Origin of the sequence: Corynebacterium sp. HMSC034A01 (assembly GCF_001838175.1) — a bacterium.
Lineage (GTDB): Bacteria > Actinomycetota > Actinomycetes > Mycobacteriales > Mycobacteriaceae > Corynebacterium.
Window position 1 is genome coordinate 15,466 of record NZ_KV835927.1, and the last position, 15,977, is coordinate 31,442.

At 67.2% G+C, this 15,977-nt stretch carries 12 protein-coding genes; 7 read left to right on the forward strand and 5 right to left on the reverse strand.

Translation table 11 applies throughout. The features are described 5' to 3' along the window. The first annotated feature begins 53 nt into the window (after positions 1-53). Entirely contained in the window at positions 54-1,271 is a 1,218-nt protein-coding gene (gene glgC, locus HMPREF2791_RS01730; protein WP_070844167.1) for a glucose-1-phosphate adenylyltransferase, read from the forward strand. Here the strand turns inward: glgC and HMPREF2791_RS01735 are convergent. Continuing rightward, a complete protein-coding gene (locus tag HMPREF2791_RS01735) occupies positions 1,268-1,942 on the reverse strand; it encodes an O-methyltransferase (RefSeq protein ID WP_070844019.1) in 675 nt (224 codons plus the stop codon). The two genes, glgC and HMPREF2791_RS01735, sit on opposite strands and share 4 nt — an antisense overlap. Before the next feature lie 76 nt (positions 1,943-2,018). Between HMPREF2791_RS01735 and sigE the strand changes: the two genes are divergently transcribed. The 3 genes from sigE to tatB are packed head-to-tail and all read left to right on the forward strand — an operon-like array spanning position 2,019 to position 3,402. Further along, the gene (sigE, locus tag HMPREF2791_RS01740) at positions 2,019-2,612 is read left to right on the forward strand and encodes an RNA polymerase sigma factor SigE (protein ID WP_070844021.1); all 594 of its coding nucleotides are present in this window, start codon (positions 2,019-2,021) and stop codon (positions 2,610-2,612) included. Between the two features lie 18 nt (positions 2,613-2,630). Beyond that, on the forward strand, positions 2,631-2,969 hold the full coding sequence (locus tag HMPREF2791_RS12335; RefSeq protein WP_141764882.1) for an anti-sigma factor family protein: 339 nt from the start codon (positions 2,631-2,633) through the stop codon (positions 2,967-2,969). 10 nt (positions 2,970-2,979) lie between these two features. Further along, positions 2,980-3,402 (forward strand): Sec-independent protein translocase protein TatB, encoded by a 423-nt coding sequence (gene tatB / locus HMPREF2791_RS01750; RefSeq protein ID WP_070844025.1) that lies wholly within the window; start codon positions 2,980-2,982, stop codon positions 3,400-3,402. Here tatB and HMPREF2791_RS01755 read toward each other — a convergent pair. Beyond that, complete coding sequence (locus tag HMPREF2791_RS01755; RefSeq protein ID WP_070844027.1) at positions 3,395-4,531, reverse strand: Mrp/NBP35 family ATP-binding protein; 1,137 nt, start codon at positions 4,529-4,531, stop codon at positions 3,395-3,397. The genes tatB and HMPREF2791_RS01755 overlap by 8 nt on opposite strands. 52 nt (positions 4,532-4,583) lie before the next feature. Here HMPREF2791_RS01755 and HMPREF2791_RS01760 point away from each other — a divergent pair, with 52 nt between their 5' ends. Both HMPREF2791_RS01760 and HMPREF2791_RS01765 read left to right on the forward strand, forming a co-directional pair. Further along, positions 4,584-5,105 carry a YflT domain-containing protein gene (locus HMPREF2791_RS01760; protein ID WP_070475095.1) on the forward strand — a complete coding sequence of 174 codons (522 nt, stop codon included), beginning with the start codon at positions 4,584-4,586 and terminating at the stop codon, positions 5,103-5,105. Further along, on the forward strand, positions 5,098-5,820 hold the full coding sequence (locus tag HMPREF2791_RS01765; protein WP_070844029.1) for a hypothetical protein: 723 nt from the start codon (positions 5,098-5,100) through the stop codon (positions 5,818-5,820). The genes HMPREF2791_RS01760 and HMPREF2791_RS01765 overlap by 8 nt, the downstream gene beginning before the upstream one ends. Before the next feature lie 100 nt (positions 5,821-5,920). Here HMPREF2791_RS01765 and HMPREF2791_RS01770 read toward each other — a convergent pair whose 3' ends face one another. From HMPREF2791_RS01770 to HMPREF2791_RS01780, 3 genes are all read right to left on the reverse strand, one after another. Continuing rightward, positions 5,921-9,655 carry a multifunctional oxoglutarate decarboxylase/oxoglutarate dehydrogenase thiamine pyrophosphate-binding subunit/dihydrolipoyllysine-residue succinyltransferase subunit gene (locus HMPREF2791_RS01770; RefSeq protein WP_070844031.1) on the reverse strand — a complete coding sequence of 1,245 codons (3,735 nt, stop codon included), beginning with the start codon at positions 9,653-9,655 and terminating at the stop codon, positions 5,921-5,923. Between the two features lie 123 nt (positions 9,656-9,778). Further along, on the reverse strand, positions 9,779-13,387 hold the full coding sequence (locus HMPREF2791_RS01775) for an ABC transporter ATP-binding protein (protein ID WP_070844033.1): 3,609 nt from the start codon (positions 13,385-13,387) through the stop codon (positions 9,779-9,781). After that, complete coding sequence (locus HMPREF2791_RS01780; RefSeq protein WP_070844034.1) at positions 13,383-14,294, reverse strand: hypothetical protein; 912 nt, start codon at positions 14,292-14,294, stop codon at positions 13,383-13,385. The genes HMPREF2791_RS01775 and HMPREF2791_RS01780 overlap by 5 nt, the downstream gene beginning before the upstream one ends. A gap of 81 nt (positions 14,295-14,375) precedes the next feature. Here HMPREF2791_RS01780 and HMPREF2791_RS01785 point away from each other — a divergent pair, with 81 nt between their 5' ends. Beyond that, the gene (locus tag HMPREF2791_RS01785) at positions 14,376-15,959 is read left to right on the forward strand and encodes a carboxylesterase/lipase family protein (RefSeq protein ID WP_070844036.1); all 1,584 of its coding nucleotides are present in this window, start codon (positions 14,376-14,378) and stop codon (positions 15,957-15,959) included. Positions 15,960-15,977: the final 18 nt, after the last annotated feature.

Here is a 15,977-nt window from a genome sequence, read left to right on the forward strand (position 1 = left end):
CTTACGCGCGCGATTCCCTGCAGGGGCCCGAAATTCTCATTAGCCTGGCTGGTATGAAAAGCCAGCCTCGAGTTCTCGCCATCGTCCTGGCCGGCGGTGAGGGCAAGCGCCTGTTTCCGTTGACCGCTGACCGTGCCAAGCCCGCCGTGCCGTTCGGCGGCAACTACCGTCTCATCGACTTTGTCCTATCCAACCTGGTTAACGCGGGCTATATGCGCATCGCGGTGCTGACCCAGTACAAATCCCACTCGCTGGACCGTCACGTGGCCACCGCGTGGAACGTCTCTGGCCCGACGCAGCAGTACATCGCCTCGGTGCCTGCGCAGCAGCGCCGCGGCAAGCGCTGGTACTCGGGCTCGGCGGATGCGATCGTGCAGTCGTTGAACCTGATCTACGACGACGCTCCGGACTACGTGCTGGTCTTCGGCGCGGATCACGTCTACCGCATGGACCCGTCGCAGATGGTGGAGGATCACATCGCCTCGGGCAAGGCCGCCACGGTGGCTGGCATTCGCGTGCCGCGCTCGGAGGCGCACGCGTTCGGCTGCATCCAGTCGGACGACGACGGCACGATCACGGAGTTCCTGGAAAAGCCCGATAACCCGCCGGGGACCCCGGACGACCCGGAGACCACGTTCGCGTCCATGGGCAACTACTGCTTCTCCACCGAGGCGCTGATCCAGGCGCTGCTGGAAGACGAGCAAAACGAAGACTCTGCCCACGACATGGGCGGCGACATCATCCCGTACTTCGTGGCCCAGGGCGAGGCAAACGTGTACGACTTCTCCCGCAACGAGGTCCCGGGCGCAACCGAGCGCGACCGCGGATACTGGCGCGATGTGGGTACCGTGGACTCGTTCTACGAGGCCCACATGGACCTGATTTCTTCGCATCCGGTGTTCAACCTCTACAACAAGGCATGGCCGATCCACGCCACGGAGGAGGACAACCTGCCGCCGGCGAAGTTTGTCATTGGCGGCATTGCGCAGGAGTCCATCGTGGCGTCCGGCTCCATCATTTCGGGTGCGACGGTGCGCAATTCGGTGCTGTCTACCGACGTCCGCGTGGAAGAAGGCGCCACCGTTGAGGGCTCAGTGCTCATGCCGGGCGTTCGGGTGGGCAAGGGCGCGGTGGTGCGCCACTGCATCCTGGACAAAAACGTCTACGTCTCCGACGGGGAGATCATCGGCGTGGACCCGGAGCGCGACCGGGAGCGCTTCAAGGTTTCCGATAACGGCGTGGTGTGCGTGGGGAAGAGCGAGGTGATTTAGCGCCGTTTGGTCACAAGCGTCAGCCCGCCGTCGAGAGGCAGGCGCGCAAGGGCCGCATCTTCGAGCGCCAGCGTATCGACGAAGGCATCCGCCTCCCGCGCCGCCTCAGTGTCGCGGTCGCGGCGGGTGGGGTCGGCCACGGTGCCGTCGAGAAGCGAGCCTGCGATGACCAGTGTGCCGCCGGGGGCGAGCAGGGGCCACGCGGCGTCGATGAGCGGGCGCAGCTCCACGGCGGAGACGTCGGCGTAGATCAGCTGGTACGCGCCTGTGGCGAGGCGGCCCATAACATCCAGCGGGCGGGAGGTGAGGAAGCGCACCCGCGACGGCGCAAAGCCTGCGGCGCGGAACGCCTCCTTCGCGCCAGCCTGCAGCGCCGCCTCCGGCTCAATGCAGGTCAGTGTGGCCTTCTCGCGCAGGCCGGCGAGGATGTGCAGGCCAGCAACACCCGCCGCCGGGGTCACCGCGACCGCACCCTGGGAGGCCTCGTTGCCCGCCGCCAGCACAGAAAGCAGATCGCCGACGATCTGGCTGGGAACCGGCACGCCGTTTTCCCCGGCGTCCTCGCGTGCGCGGGCGAGTGCCTCGCCCACCGCCTCCGGCAGGTGGTCCCGGCGGGAGTCGATGTAGGTGCTCAGTTGGGTAAACGCAGTCTCACTCACACCGGCAATCATAGCGGGGCCTATGTACCCAGGGAGCTCACAGGAGGTGTGCTGGCATCTGGGAGGTGAGTCTGCGAAACTGTTCTTCATGACCTCTGAGGAAAGCCAGCTGTCCGGCACTGCCGCGTTCGACGCAGGCGAGGGGGCAATGCCCACCTGGTCCGAGCTGGTCCAAGAACACGCCGACAGTGTCTACCGCCTTGCGTACCGTCTGTCCGGCAACCAGCACGACGCGGAAGACCTGACGCAGGAAACCTTCATGCGCGTGTTCCGCAGCCTGAAGAACTACCAGCCCGGCACGTTCGAGGGCTGGCTGCACCGCATCACCACGAACCTGTTTCTGGACATGGTGCGCCGCCGCGCGAAGATCCGCATGGAGGCGCTGCCGGAAGATTACGAGCGCGTGCCCGGCACCGACATGACGCCGGAGGAGGCCTACAACGTGGCCAACCTGGATCCGGCGCTGCAGCGCGCGCTGGACGACCTGGCGCCGGATTTCCGCGTCGCCGTCGTGCTCTGCGACGTGATGGGCATGACCTACGAGGAAATCGGCGACACCCTCGACGTGAAGATGGGCACGGTGCGCTCCCGCATCCACCGCGGGCGCGCGCAGCTGCGGGAGTCTCTGGAGGCGCAGGCGCTTGACGACGCACACGCGAAGGAACTCATCCGCACCCGCTAAACAAGCGACGTGATGTCAATGGCCAGACGCGAATTCAACTCCACCGACCACCTGAACCCGGAGGCGGTCGCCGCCTTCGTGGACGGTGAACTGTCTGATGCCGCGTTCCGCCGCGCCGCCCGCCATTTGGAAGACTGCGAGGAGTGCAGCGCCGAAGTGGACACCCAGCGCCGCGCCGCGAACCGGCTGCGCGTGGTGGACAACTCGGGCGTGCACGCCCCGGCGTCGCTGGTGGAGCGACTGGCCGGCATGTGCGACGAGGACCTCGACGGGCCGGGCGGGGCGCCGGGGCCGCGCGACAGGGTCAAGGACCTGCTGCAGTCGGCTCTGGGCGCGCTGAAGCGCCGCGGGGAGTAGGGTGTTGTAGGTGTTTTCCAACATCGGCTGGGGCGAAATTTTCTTCATCCTGATCATCGGTCTCATCGTGATCGGGCCCGAACGCCTGCCCGCCGTTGTCGAGGATGTGCGCGCGGCGATCTACGCGGCGAAGAAGGCCATCAACAACGCCAAGGCCGAGCTCAACGGGGAGCTGGAGGGGTTCGAGGAGTTCAAGAAGCCCATCGACACCGTGTCCCAGTACGCGGCGATGGGCCCGCGCCGCGCCATGGCGAAGGTGTTGTTCGAGGACGAAGCCGTAGATCCGCGCCAGGCTGGCGCAGAGCCAACCCGCTCTGGCCCGCGGACAGCGCAGCCGCAGCAGGATCAGCCTGCGCCGCAGGAGAAGCTGCGGCAGGATCAGGCGGAGCGGCCGTCGAAAGGCAGGGGCTTCTCCTGGGAGGACATCACTTAACCTGCGGGTTGAGGCTCTTGCCGGCGAGTGATTCGCGGCGCACCTTCAGCTGATCCGCCACCGCCTGGATGGCCTTGGCGGCGGGCGAGTCTGGCTCGGAGAGGACGACGGGGGTGCCGGTGTCGCCGTGCTCGCGAAGCTTCGGGTCCAGGGGGATGGAGCCCAGCAGTGTCACGTCGGAGTCCGTCAGCTGGGTCAGGCGCTCGGCCACCTGCTCGCCGCCGCCTTCGCCGAAGATGTTCATCACGGTGCCGTCGGGCATGGTCATGCCGGCCATGTTCTCGATTACGCCGGCGATCTTCTGGTCGGTCTGCTGCGCGATTGTGCCGGCGCGCTCGGCCACCTCGGCCGCGGCGGCCTGCGGGGTGGTCACGATGAGCAGCTCCGCGTTCGGCACGAGCTGCGCGACGGTGATGGCAACGTCGCCGGTGCCGGGCGGCAGGTCCATGAACAGCACGTCCAGGTCACCCCAGTACACGTCCGCCAGGAACTGCTGGATCGCGCGGGTGAGCATGGGCCCACGCCACACGATCGGCGCGTTGCCTTCGACGAACTGGCCCACGGAGATGTGACGCACGCCGTGGGCGATCGGCGGCATGATCATCTCGTCGACAACCGTGGGGCCCTGCTCAGCCGAGCCCATCAGGCCGGGCACGGAGTGGCCGTAGATGTCCGCGTCCACCACGCCGACGCTCAACCCCTGCGCAGCCAGGGCGGTGGCCAGGTTCACGGTCATCGAGGACTTGCCCACGCCGCCCTTGCCGGAGGCGACGGCGAAGATGCGGGTGCGCGTGTCCGGGTCGGCGAAGGGGATGGCGGGGCCGGTCTGCTCGCCGCGCAGCTTCAGCGCGAGCGCCCGGCGCTGCTCGTCGCTCATGGTGTGCAGGGTGACGGTAACGTCGCCGACGCCGTCGAGCTCCTCGAGCACAGCCCGGGTGTTGGACTCGATGGTGTCGCGCATGGGGCAGCCAGCGATGGTCAGGTAGATGCCCACGGCCACGTCCGCGCCGCTAATACGCACGGATTCCACCATGTCCAGTTCGGTGATGGGCTTGCCAATCTCGGGGTCCTCCACGCGCTCGAGCGCGGCGAGGACATCCTGTTCTGTGGTTTTTTGTTCTGTAGCCATGTTGCCCAGCAGTATAACGGTGCGTCGCGGCCGAGCGGATACACTGGTGGGCATGACAAATCCCATGAGCAACTCTTCCCGTGTGCCTGCGCGCGAGGTTCCCACGGGCTGGCCTGTCGGCAGCTTCAAGACGTACGCGGAGGCGCAGGAGGCGGTGGATTCGCTTTCCGACAAGGAGTTCCCGGTGGAGAAGCTGTCCATCGTGGGCGTGGACCTGATGCAGGTGGAGAAGATCACGGGCCGCCTGACCTGGGGCAAGGTACTGGGCACCGGTGCGCTCTCGGGCCTGTGGATGGGCCTGTTTTTGGGCCTGATCCTCTCGGTGTTCACCGAGCCGGGGTCGGGCTGGGTGACGTTTACCACCACGCTGATCGTCGGCGCGATCTTCGGCGTGATTTTCGCGGCGGTGGCCTACGCGTTTACCGGCGGCAAGCGCGACTTCTCCTCCGCGACGACGATCGTGGCGGGCCGGTACGACGTGCTGTGCGAGCCGGATGCGGCCCCGCATGCGCGTGATCTCATCGCGGGCCAGCTGCCTATCGACGACGCGTCGCAGCCCCATCCCGATGCGTAAGCCGTACCGCGCCGTGGCGGCGCTTGCCGCGGGCGCACTGACCATCTCCGGGCTGTCCGGCTGCGTGCCCAATGGCCTGCAGAGCACGACGAAGGACCCGATCGCGATCGGCATCGACGCCGACGACCCAGAGCAGCGCGTCCTCGGCGAGATTTACAGCCGCGTGCTGCAGCAGCTGGGCCGGCCCACGAGCGTGACCGCCGCCGATTTCTCCGCCGGCGACACGCTGCGGGTGCTCAAGGAAACCCCGGTGGACTTCGTGGTGACCTGTACCGGCCGCCTTGTGGAGGAGACCGACGTGGAGGCCGCGAAGCGCCTGAAGCAGGAGGCCAAGGAGGAACCGGCCGGGTTCTCGGACATGGTCTACGACCAAGCCATCGCGGGGCTGCCCAGCACCCTGCGCACCGTGGACCCCTCGCCGGCGCAAAGCTGCGGGCGTGCGGGTGAGTTGCCGCAGAACATCATCCCGCTGTTCGACAAGTCCGGCTTCGACCGCGGCGAGATCAACCGCCTGAACTTCATCACCCGAGTCATCTCCACCAAGTCGCTGGAGGAGATGGTCGAAGACATCGAGGGCGGCGCCGACGTCCAGGACACGCTGGCGGCGTGGATGATGGAAAACGCCCACATCAACATCTACGACGACGAACTGCCGGACGCGGACGAGGATGGGGCAGCGCCGGGCGATTCCGCCGACAGCGACGGCGCGCGCTAGGCCGCCGCGAGTACACACCCCAGACACGGGGAAGGGCCCCGGGTGAACCCCGGGGCCCTAGCGCTTGAGGGGGAGCGCGGTGACGTGCTCCGTCGTCAAGCTACTTTGCAAATGCCTCCTCGAGCAGCTGCTTTTCCTCCTGCTGGTGCACCTTGGCCACACCGGTTGCGGTGGTGGACTGGGCGCGGCGGGACACGCGGACCATCTCCGGCATGTCCGGGATCAGGGTGCGCAGGTGCTCGTTGTAGAACGGCCATGCGCCCTGGTTTGCCGGCTCGTCCTGGACCCAGCGGATCTCCTTGGCGTTCGGGTAGTTCTTGAACGCGTCGGCGAGGCGGTTGAAGGGGATCGGGTGGAGCATCTCCACGCGGATGATGGCGACGTCGTCGCGGCCGTCGGCCTCCTTCTTCTTTGCCAGCTCCCAGTAGATCTTGCCGGAGCAGAGCATGATGGTCTCCACCTTGTCGGTGTCGCCGATGACCTTGTTGCCGCGCTCGACGAAGTTCGGGTCGTCGATGACGGACTGGAAGCGGTTGACCTCGATGAAGTCAGCCGGCTGCGAGACGGCCGCCTTGTTGCGCAGCATGGACTTCGGCGTGAAGACGACCAGCGGGCGCTTCATTTCGCCGAGCGCCTGGCGGCGCAGCAGGTGGAAGTGGTTTGCCGGGGTGGTCGGCTGGGCGATGGTCATGGAGCCCTCCGCCACAAGCTGCAGGTAGCGCTCGATGCGTGCGGAGGAGTGGTCCGGGCCCTGGCCCTCGTAGCCGTGCGGCAGCAGAGAGATCAGCGAGGACAGCTCGCCCCACTTGGTCTCGGAGGAGGAGACGTACTCGTCGATGATGGTCTGGGCGCCGTTGGCGAAGTCGCCGAACTGCGCCTCCCAGGCCACCACAGCGTCCTTGTTGCCCAGGGTGTAGCCGTATTCGAAGCCCATGCCGGCGTACTCGGTCAGGGCGGAGTTGAACACCTGGAAGTGGCCGCCGTCGCCGTTCTCCTGCGCGTTGTGGTCCAGCGGGTTGTACGCCTCGGCGTTGTCCGGGTTGTACAGCACCGCGTGGCGCTGGGTGAAGGTGCCGCGCTGGGAGTCCTCGCCGGCGAGGCGGACAAACTTGCCCTGCTCCGCCAGGGAGCCGAAGGCGAGCAGCTCGCCCCAGCCCCAGTCGATGTCGCCGTCGGTGAAGGAGCCGCCGCGCTTCTTCAGCACGGACTTCAGGCGCTTGTTCGGAGTGAAGTCCTCCGGCAGGTTCGCGTACGCGTCGGCGAGGCGCTTGAACTGCTCCTCGGAGATGTTGGTGTCCAGTCCGCGGGTGAGCTCCTGGGACTCGGTGATGCCGGTCTGTTCGCTCGGCTTGCCCTTCTCGGCCTTGACGTCGGAGAAGACGGAATCCAGCTGGTCGTGGAAGTCCTGTGCTGCCTTCTCTGCGTCTTCCTCGGTGATGTCGCCGCGGCCGATGAGGTCCTGCGTGTAGCGGGTGCGCACCGACGGGTGAGAGTTGATGCGGTCGTACATGACCGGCTGGGTCACCGTCGGGTCGTCGGCCTCGTTGTGGCCGCGCAGACGGTAGCAGATCAGGTCGATGAAGACGTCCTTGCCAAACTCGCGGCGGTACTCGGTGGCCAGCTGGGCCACCCACGCTGCGGCCTCCGGGTCGTCGCCGTTGACGTGGAACACCGGGCAGTCGAAGCCCTTGGCCAGGTCGGTGGCGTAGTAGGAGGAACGGCCGGAATCCGGGGTGGTGGTGAAGCCGATCTGGTTGTTCACCACGATGTGGATGGTGCCGCCGACGGTGTAGCCCGGCAGGCGGGACAGGTTCAGCGTCTCCTGGACCACGCCCAGGCCGGTGAAGGATGCGTCGCCGTGCAGCATCAGCGGCACGACCGGGTGGTCCTCGCGGCCCTTGGCAAACTTGATCTGGTCGGCCTTGGCGCGCGCCATGCCCACCAGGACCGGGTCGACGGCTTCGAGGTGGGACGGGTTGGCGGCCAGGGAGACCTTGATCTCGCCGTCGCCGAACATCTGGATGTGCTCGCCCTCGAAACCGAGGTGGTACTTCACGTCGCCGGAGCCGCCCTGCTGGGCTGCGCGCATGTTGCCCTCAAACTCGTTGAAGATGGTGGCAACCGGCTTGCCCACGATGTTGAACAGCACGTTCAGGCGGCCGCGGTGCGGCATGCCGATGACGACCTCTTCCAGGCCCTGGCCTGCGGCGGTGTCGATGATGGCGTCCATCAGCGGGATCAGGGTTTCGGCGCCCTCAAGCGAGAAGCGCTTCTGGCCGAGGTACTTGGTCTGCAGGAAGTTCTCGAAGGCCTCGGCGGCGTTGAGCTTCTGCAGGATGTACTTCTGCTCCGGGCCGGTCGGCTTGGGCATGCCGGCTTCGACGCGGTCGCGCAGCCACTCGCGCTCGTCGCGGTCCATGATGTGGGAGTATTCGGTGCCCACCTTCAGGGTGTAGGCGGCGCGCAGGCGGGACATCACCTCGCGCAGGGTCATCTGCTCCTTGCCGCCGAAACCGCCGACGTGGAAGACGCGGTCCAGGTCCCACAGGGTCAGGCCGTGGGTTTCCATGAGCAGGTCGCGGGAATCCGGCTTGGGCAGGCCCGGCTGGTGCCACTGCAGCGGGTTTGTGTCGGCGATGAGGTGGCCGCGGGAGCGGTACGCCTCGATCAGCTGCATGACGCGGGTGTCCTTGTTGATGCCGGTGTTCGGCTCGTCCTGTGCCCAGCGCAGCGGCGCGAACGGGATGTGCAGGGAGCGGAAGATTTCGTCCCAGAACTTGTCGTCGATGAGCAGCTGGGAGATGTCGCGCAGGAACTCGCCGGACTCCGCGCCCTGGATGACGCGGTGGTCGTAGGTGGAGGTCAGGGTGACCAGCTTGCCCACGCCGAGCTCGGCGAGGCGGTCCTCGGAGGCGCCGGCGAACTCTGCCGGGTAGTCCATTGCGCCGACGCCGACGATGGTGCCCTGGCCCTTGGTCAGGCGCGGGATGGAGTGGCGGGTGCCGATGCCGCCCGGGTTGGTCAGCTGGATGGTCACGCCGGAGAAGTCGTCCATGGTGAGCTTGCCGTCGCGGGCGCGGGCGACGATGTCTTCGTAGGCTTCGACGAACTCGTTGAAGTCCTTCTTCTCGCACTCCTTGATGGCGGCGACAACCAGGGAACGGGAGCCGTTCTTGCCCGGCAGGTCGATGGCCAGGCCGAGGTTGATGTGCTCCGGCTGCACCGCGAAGGACTTGTTGCCGTCCTCCTTGTAGTTCTTGTTCATGTCCGGGTGCAGCTTGGTGGCCAGGACGATGGCGTAGCCCAGGATGTGGGTGAAGGAGACCTTGCCGCCGCGGGTGCGCTTGAGGTGGTCGTTGATCAGCGCACGGTTTTCAAACATGAGCTTGACCGGCATGTCGCGCACGGTGGTCGCGGTGGGTACCTCGAGCGACTCGTTCATGTTCTTGGCAATGGCCTTGAAAGCGCCCTTGAGTTGGAACTCGCCGGGCTCAGCCTCGACCTGGTTGACCTTGTCAAGCGGGGAGGGCTTCGTGGCGGCTGCGGTGCGCTTCGGCTTGGCGGCCACCTTGGCCGCCGCCTCGTCCACCTTGGTTTCGCGGCCGTCCTGGCTCGGGGCGCCGGTGGTGCGGGAGACCTTTGGGTCAGTCTTCGGAGTGCTTGCGCTCTCGTCGGAAGGGGTGACGTTGGGGGTGCCCTTCGCGGTCTTCGGAGCGCCCTTGTTCTCGAAGAGTTCGCGCCATTCGGCGTCCACCGAGTTGGGGTCGTCCTTGTACTGCTGGAACATCTCGTCAACCAGCCAGCTGTTCTGGCCGAACGTGTTTTCGCTGCTCACGGCAGGTTCTCGCCTTCCTTCTGGGTTGTGTTCGCGGAACGTTTCTTTGACTGTAATCGTCGGCGCTGGTAACGCGCTAACTTGGGTTGTTCCTCTCCACGGGGGACCAATGTTTCACCCCCGTTATCGGTTAATAGCCCACATATGGGCATATCTTCCGCCTGCGGAGATGAGGTCCTCGTGGCAGCCGTCTTCAATGATACGTCCTTCATCCACGACGAGTATGCGGTCGGCCCGCGCGGCTGTGGCGAGCCGGTGTGCGACCACCACGGAGGTGCGGCCCGCCATCGCCTTGTCGGAGGCGTCGAGGACGGCGCGTTCGGTGGCGGGGTCGAGGGTGGCAGTGGCTTCGTCGAGAAGCAGCACCGCAGGTTTGAGCATCTCGGCGCGCGCAAGCGCGATGATTTGGCGCTGTCCGGAACTTAGGCCCCGGCCGCGTTCGCCGACGCGCGCGTTGAAGCCGCCGGGGATGGTGCCGATGACGCCGAGGGCGCCTATGCGCTCCACCGCGGCCTGCACCTCGTCGTCAGTGGCGCCGGCCGCCCCGTAGGCGATGTTGTCGGCGACGGTGCCGGGGAAGAGGTAGGACTCTTGCGGCACCTGCGCGAGCGCGCGCCGCCAATCCGCAAGCGGGAACTCGGCGACGTTCGTCCCCGACGCGCGCACGACACCTTCCACTGGGTCGTAGAAGCGGGCCAGCAGCTTGACGACGGTCGACTTGCCCGCCCCCGTCGGCCCCACGAGTGCCACGGTGGAGCCGGGCGACAGGGACAAATCCATGCCGTCGATCACTGGCTCTGTGTCCGGCGAGTAGCCGAAGGTGACGCCGTCAAGCGAAAGCTCCCCGGACGCCGCGGTGTGCGCGCCGGGGCGGGTGCCTGTGTCGGGGACGGTGGTGCGCTCGGCGAGCAGTTCGCGGATGCGGTCGAAGCTGACGGTGGCTTGCTGCCAGGAGTCGAAGATTTGGCCGAGCTGCTGGATCGGGCCGTAAAGCTGGCTGAGGTACATGGTGAACGCGACGAGCACGCCGACCGACAGCGAGCCGTCGGCGATGCGGGTGGCGCCGACGCCGATGATCACTGCGGTCATGACCTGGGAGACGAACTGCATGCCGGGGAAATACAGGCCAACCAGGCGCACAGAGTTCATGCGGATGCGGCGGTATTCGTCGCTCATCTGGGCAAAGCGCGCCTCGAAGTGGTCTTGGGCCAGGTGGGTTTGGGTGACGCGGATGCCGCCGATGAGTTCGGCGAACTCGCCGTTGACCGCGGAGATCTGTGCGCGCGAGGCGGCGTAGAAGCGCTTGGAAAAATGCCGGAACCCCCAGGTGGCCAACGCGATGACGGGCACGGCGGCAAAGGCGACGAGCGCGAGCTGGCCGTCGGTGGCCACCAGCATCACCGTCACGCCGGCGAGCGAGCCGACGGCGACGATGGCTTGCGCCAGCCCGGTTTGCAGGAAGCTGGACAGGGTGTCGATGTCCGTGGTCATGCGCGTCATGATCTTGCCGGACAGGCGCGATTCGAAAAAGCTCAAGCCCAGCTGCTGCAGGTGGGCGTAGGAGCGCAGGCGCAGGCCATAGAGGAGGCGCTCGCCGGAGCGCGAGGACAGCACCGTCATCACGGTCATGGATGCCCACGCCACCGCTACCACGGCGAGCGCGATCAGCCCGGTGCGGATCAGGCTGGCCTGGTCGGCGCCGGCGATGCCGCGGTCCACAGCGGCGCGCACAAGGGTGGGAAATGCCAGGTCTGCCAGCACGCCGACCACCAGCAGGGCGACGGTGCCGGCGATGAGCCAGCGCACCGCGCGGAAGAGGTCGCGCACGTGGAAGTCGCTGGACGGGGTGCGCAGCTGCTCCAGACGCTCCTCGCTTAAGTTCGGCTGCTCGGTGGCCGCGGGGAGTTTTTCCACCCGCGCGAGCAGCTCCGGGGTGGCGTTGACCGTGGACGCGCGCCCGGTGGTGGGCACGATCACGCGCTCGCGCTCCGGCTCGGTGACCGCGGGCCACAGCTCGGCGCGCGTGGGGCTGGCGGGCAGCTCCGCGGGGGCGTCCGCAGACATGGTGGCCAGGTACTCCGGGCTGCCCACAACCTCATCGCGGGTCCCACACTTGACGACGGCTCCGCCGCGCACCACCGCAACTACATCCGCGTGGTCCACGGTGGACTGCCGGTGCGCGACCGTGAGCACCGCGACGTCCTCGAGCGCCTCGCGCAGGTTGGCCAGGATGCGGGACTCGGTGATGGCGTCGATGGCGCTGGTGGCGTCGTCGAGCACGAGCACCTCAGGGGCGGCCATCAGCGCGCGGGCAAGCGCGATGCGTTGGCGCTGCCCGCCGGAAAGCGTCAGGCCACGCTCGCCGACCTCGGTGTCGTAGCCGTCCGGCAACCGCTCGATGAACTCGTCGGCGCACGCCAGGCGCGCCGCCTCGCGCACTGCGGCGTCGAGCTCGTCGGGCGGCAGGTGCGAGCCCATGGCGATGTTCTCGCGCACGGAGGAGGAGAACAGAAACGCCTCGTCGAACACGCACAGGACCTTCTGGCGCAGGGCGGCGGGGGAGGCGGAGCCGTCGAGAAGCTCGACGCTTCCGGAATCCGGCTGGTAGAACCCGCCGGCAAGCTGGACGGCCATGGTTTTGCCCGCGCCGGGCGGGCCGACGAGCGCGACCGTTTCGCCCGGGCGCACGGTGAGCGAAAACCCGTTGAGGACGGGGTTGCCGCCGGTGGCGAAGTGCACGTTGTCAAAGCGCAGGCCCGTGCCAGCCGTGGGGGTTGCAGAGCGTTCAGTGGCGGGGGCGAGCTTGAGCACGTCGTCGAGGCGGTCGAAGGAGCTCATGCCCATCTGCAGGCGCACGTACTGGTTGGTCAGCATGGACAGCATCGACGTCATGGAGGTCAGGTATGCCGTGAACGCGACGAACTGGCCGATGGTGATCTGCCCGCGGATGGCCAGCATGCCGCCGGCGATAATAGTGACCACCAGCGCGACCTTGGGCAGCTGGGAGAGGATGGGCTGGAAGCGCGCAGTGAGCTTCGCCGCGCGCATCTTCACCGCGTAGAGGTGGCGGCCCAGTTGATCCAGCTGGTCGATCTCGCGCTGTTCCTGGCCGAACGCCTTGACCACGCGCACGCCGGAGACGGTCTGCTCGACGTGCTCCGCCAGCTCCGCGGTGGCGTGCTGGTTCACCCACGTGGCGGCGTAGAGCGTTGTGCGCGAGCGGTTGGCCTCCCACAGGATCAGCGGCAGTAGCGCGAGCGACATCAGGGTCAGCGGGATGTCCATCCACAGCATCACCGCGAGAGTGAGCGCGAGCTGCACGGTGCGGGTGAGCATCATGGCCAGGGTGTCCAGCACCATCTGGTACATGTTCAAATCCGAGATGGAGCGCGAGACAATCTGGCCGGTGACTATGGTGTCCTGGCCCGGCCCGTCTAGGCGGTGCAGCGTGCGCAGGATCTCGGTGCGCAGCCAGTGCTGCGAGCTGGACGCCAGCCGGCCCGCCGTGACACGGCGGGTGAAGCTTAAGGCGTAGGTGGCCGCGGCGACGGCGACCATTGCCCACGCGGTGCGCGTCACCGAGCCTTCCGCGTTGCCGGTGGCGATGTCCACCGCGTGGCCCGTTAGCGCCGGCACCGCCGTTTGAAACACCGCCGCGAGGGTGGCGGCGGCAAAGGCAGCGACGGCCGCGGGGCGGTTGGCGCGTAGGGATCTGGTGAGCAGGGGGTTAATCGTTGTCGCCGTCCTTGTCGCCTGTCACGTCTTTGACGATTGTCACGTCCGCCTTGTCCTCGTCCTTGAACTGGCGCAGGATCCAGGCCGCGAACTCCTTGGGGTTCAGGCTCAGGGCCTTGTCGTCGTCGCCGCCGTCGTTGTCTTTCTGCGGCAGCGGTGCCGCAAACCCCGCGGGCACCGCGCCGAGGCCGGACTGGACGTTGCCGATCACGCCGTCGGCGAGCTTGCGGTTGGCGGTGGTGCCGGCGACCGCGCCGATGCCCAGCGGCATGAGCTTGCCCAGCCACGCCCGACGCAGGGACTTGCGCATGAAGCGCATGGCGATGCGCTGCAGCACGTTGTTGGTTTTGGACAGGGTCGGGCCGGAGAATTTGGCCAGGGTGGACTTGCCGGGGATCTTGCCGGCGTCGTCGCCAAGCATGGCGTCCACGATCGCCAGGCCCTTGGCACCCATCAGCAGCGAGAGCACGAGCGCGCGGCGGCGCTCCGGGTCGTCGATGTCTTCGCCTCGCAGGTAGGCGGATGCCACGGCGTAGAACGCGGCGAGGTCCAAAAACAGCACGGATTCGCCCGCCACTGCGGCGGCGCCGGTAAACAGCCCGATGCCGGGCACGGCGGCTGCGGCACCCACACCCGCGCCGGTGCCGGTGACGGTGTTTTTCAGGTGCTTGTCCATCAGCTTCTGAATCTCCGCCGGCGTTGCTTCCGGGTTCTGGCGGCGCAGCCAGTTCACGTACGTGCGGATGGTGGAGGTCTGCATCTGCACTGCCTTATCCACTGCGTCGATAAACGCGCGCCCCAGCGGGCCGGCGTCCTTTTCTAGCTGCTGCGGGTCTTCGCGCAGCGCTTCCTCGATCTCCTGGCGGACGGCGAGGTCCTGGTTGTTTTTCTTGTTGCCAAACATAAACAGTCTCTTGCGCTCATCGGTTTTTTACGTCGGTCCAGCATAGTTGGATGTCGTGTGCATGCGTCTACGCTGGATGGCATGACTGCCGTCGAGCACCCTGTCGCAGACACCACCGCGGGCAAGGTCCGCGGCGTAGTGGACCCGCGCTCCGGTATGCGCACGTGGCGCGGGGTGCCGTTCGGCGCGTCCACCGCGCACACAGGCAGGTTCCGCGCCCCGCAGCCGGCACAGAAGTGGCAGGGGCTTTACGACGCCTCACGGTTCGCCCCGCCCGCCATGCAGGGCACGTTCGGCTGGCGCGACGCCGTCATCGGCACCGAGGACTGCCTGACCTTGGACATTGTGCGCCCCGACACTGACGAGGAACTGCCGGTGGTGGTGTACTTCCACGGTGGCACCTTTGTCACCGGTGCGAGCAACGAGAAGGTGCTGCAGGGGCATTTGCTTGCTCGGGCCACGAAGGTCGTCTACGTCTCCGTGAACTTCCGCCTCGGCGTGCTGGGGTATTTGGATTTCCGCTCGCTCGGGCACGACTGCGTGGCCACGCCCGCGTTGCTAGACCAGATCCTGGCGCTGGAGTGGGTGCGCGCGAACATCGCCAACTTCGGCGGGGATCCGGACCGGGTGACCATCATGGGCGAATCCGCCGGTGGGGCGGCCGTGGTGCACTTGATGTGCTCGCCGTCCGCGCGCGGGCTGTTCCACGGCGCGGTGGCACAGTCGCCGCCGCCGGCGAGCGTGCACTCGCGTCTGCAGGCGGCGATGTGGGTGCGCGAGCTGGTCACCCGGATGGGCCTGCCGCGCACGACCACGCTCGCGGACCTGCGCGAGACCCGCGCCGAGGAACTCGTGCGCGCTGGCCAATCCATGCTGCTGAACACCAAGGAGCTGGTGCAGCTCAACACCAGTTTCATGCCCACCGTGGACGGGGAGACGCTCACCGCGCACCCCATTGACACCTTCGAGGAGGGCGAGCAGGCAGCCGTGCCGCTGATCGTGGGCACCAACTCGGACGAGGCGAGCTTTGCCAAGGCGATCTACCAAACCACCAAGTCGCGCCAGCGGGCGGCGCGCCGGGCGCTGGAGGCTTTCGACCCCGTCAACGCCCAATCGGTGCTGCGCGCCTACGACTACGCCGGGCTTCGCGGCGACTACGCCGACCTCATCGCCGACGCGGTGTTCTGGGCGCCGACGGTGATCCTGGCCACCGCCCACCGCAGGAAAGCGCAGACGTGGATGTACCGCTTCGCCCACGCGTCCGCCGCGATGCGCATGCTGGGTTTAGGCGCGATGCACACCGCGGATTTGGGCGCGGTGTTCGGCGAGCCGAACGCCACGAAGGCCTCGCGCTGGGACGTTTTCGGCGGCACCCAGGCGTTTACTGAGGTCAGCCGCGTGATGCAGTACCACTGGGGGCGGTTCTTCCACACCGGCGCGCCGGGTGAGGAGTGGCCGGTTTACGGCTTCCGCTCCGACGACCGGCCGGGCCGCGCGACGGCCGTGTTTGACGCGGGCATGCGGGTGGAGTGGGACCCGAAGGCCTCGCAGCGCAGGGCGTGGGAGGGCTTTGACATGCGCGAGTGGGGCATCCACCGCCAGGAACTGATGGATTCGGCGGCTTCGCTGCTCGGCGCCGCGCATCCGTCCTGGGGTGACAGTTAACCCTGCGGTGACAGTGAA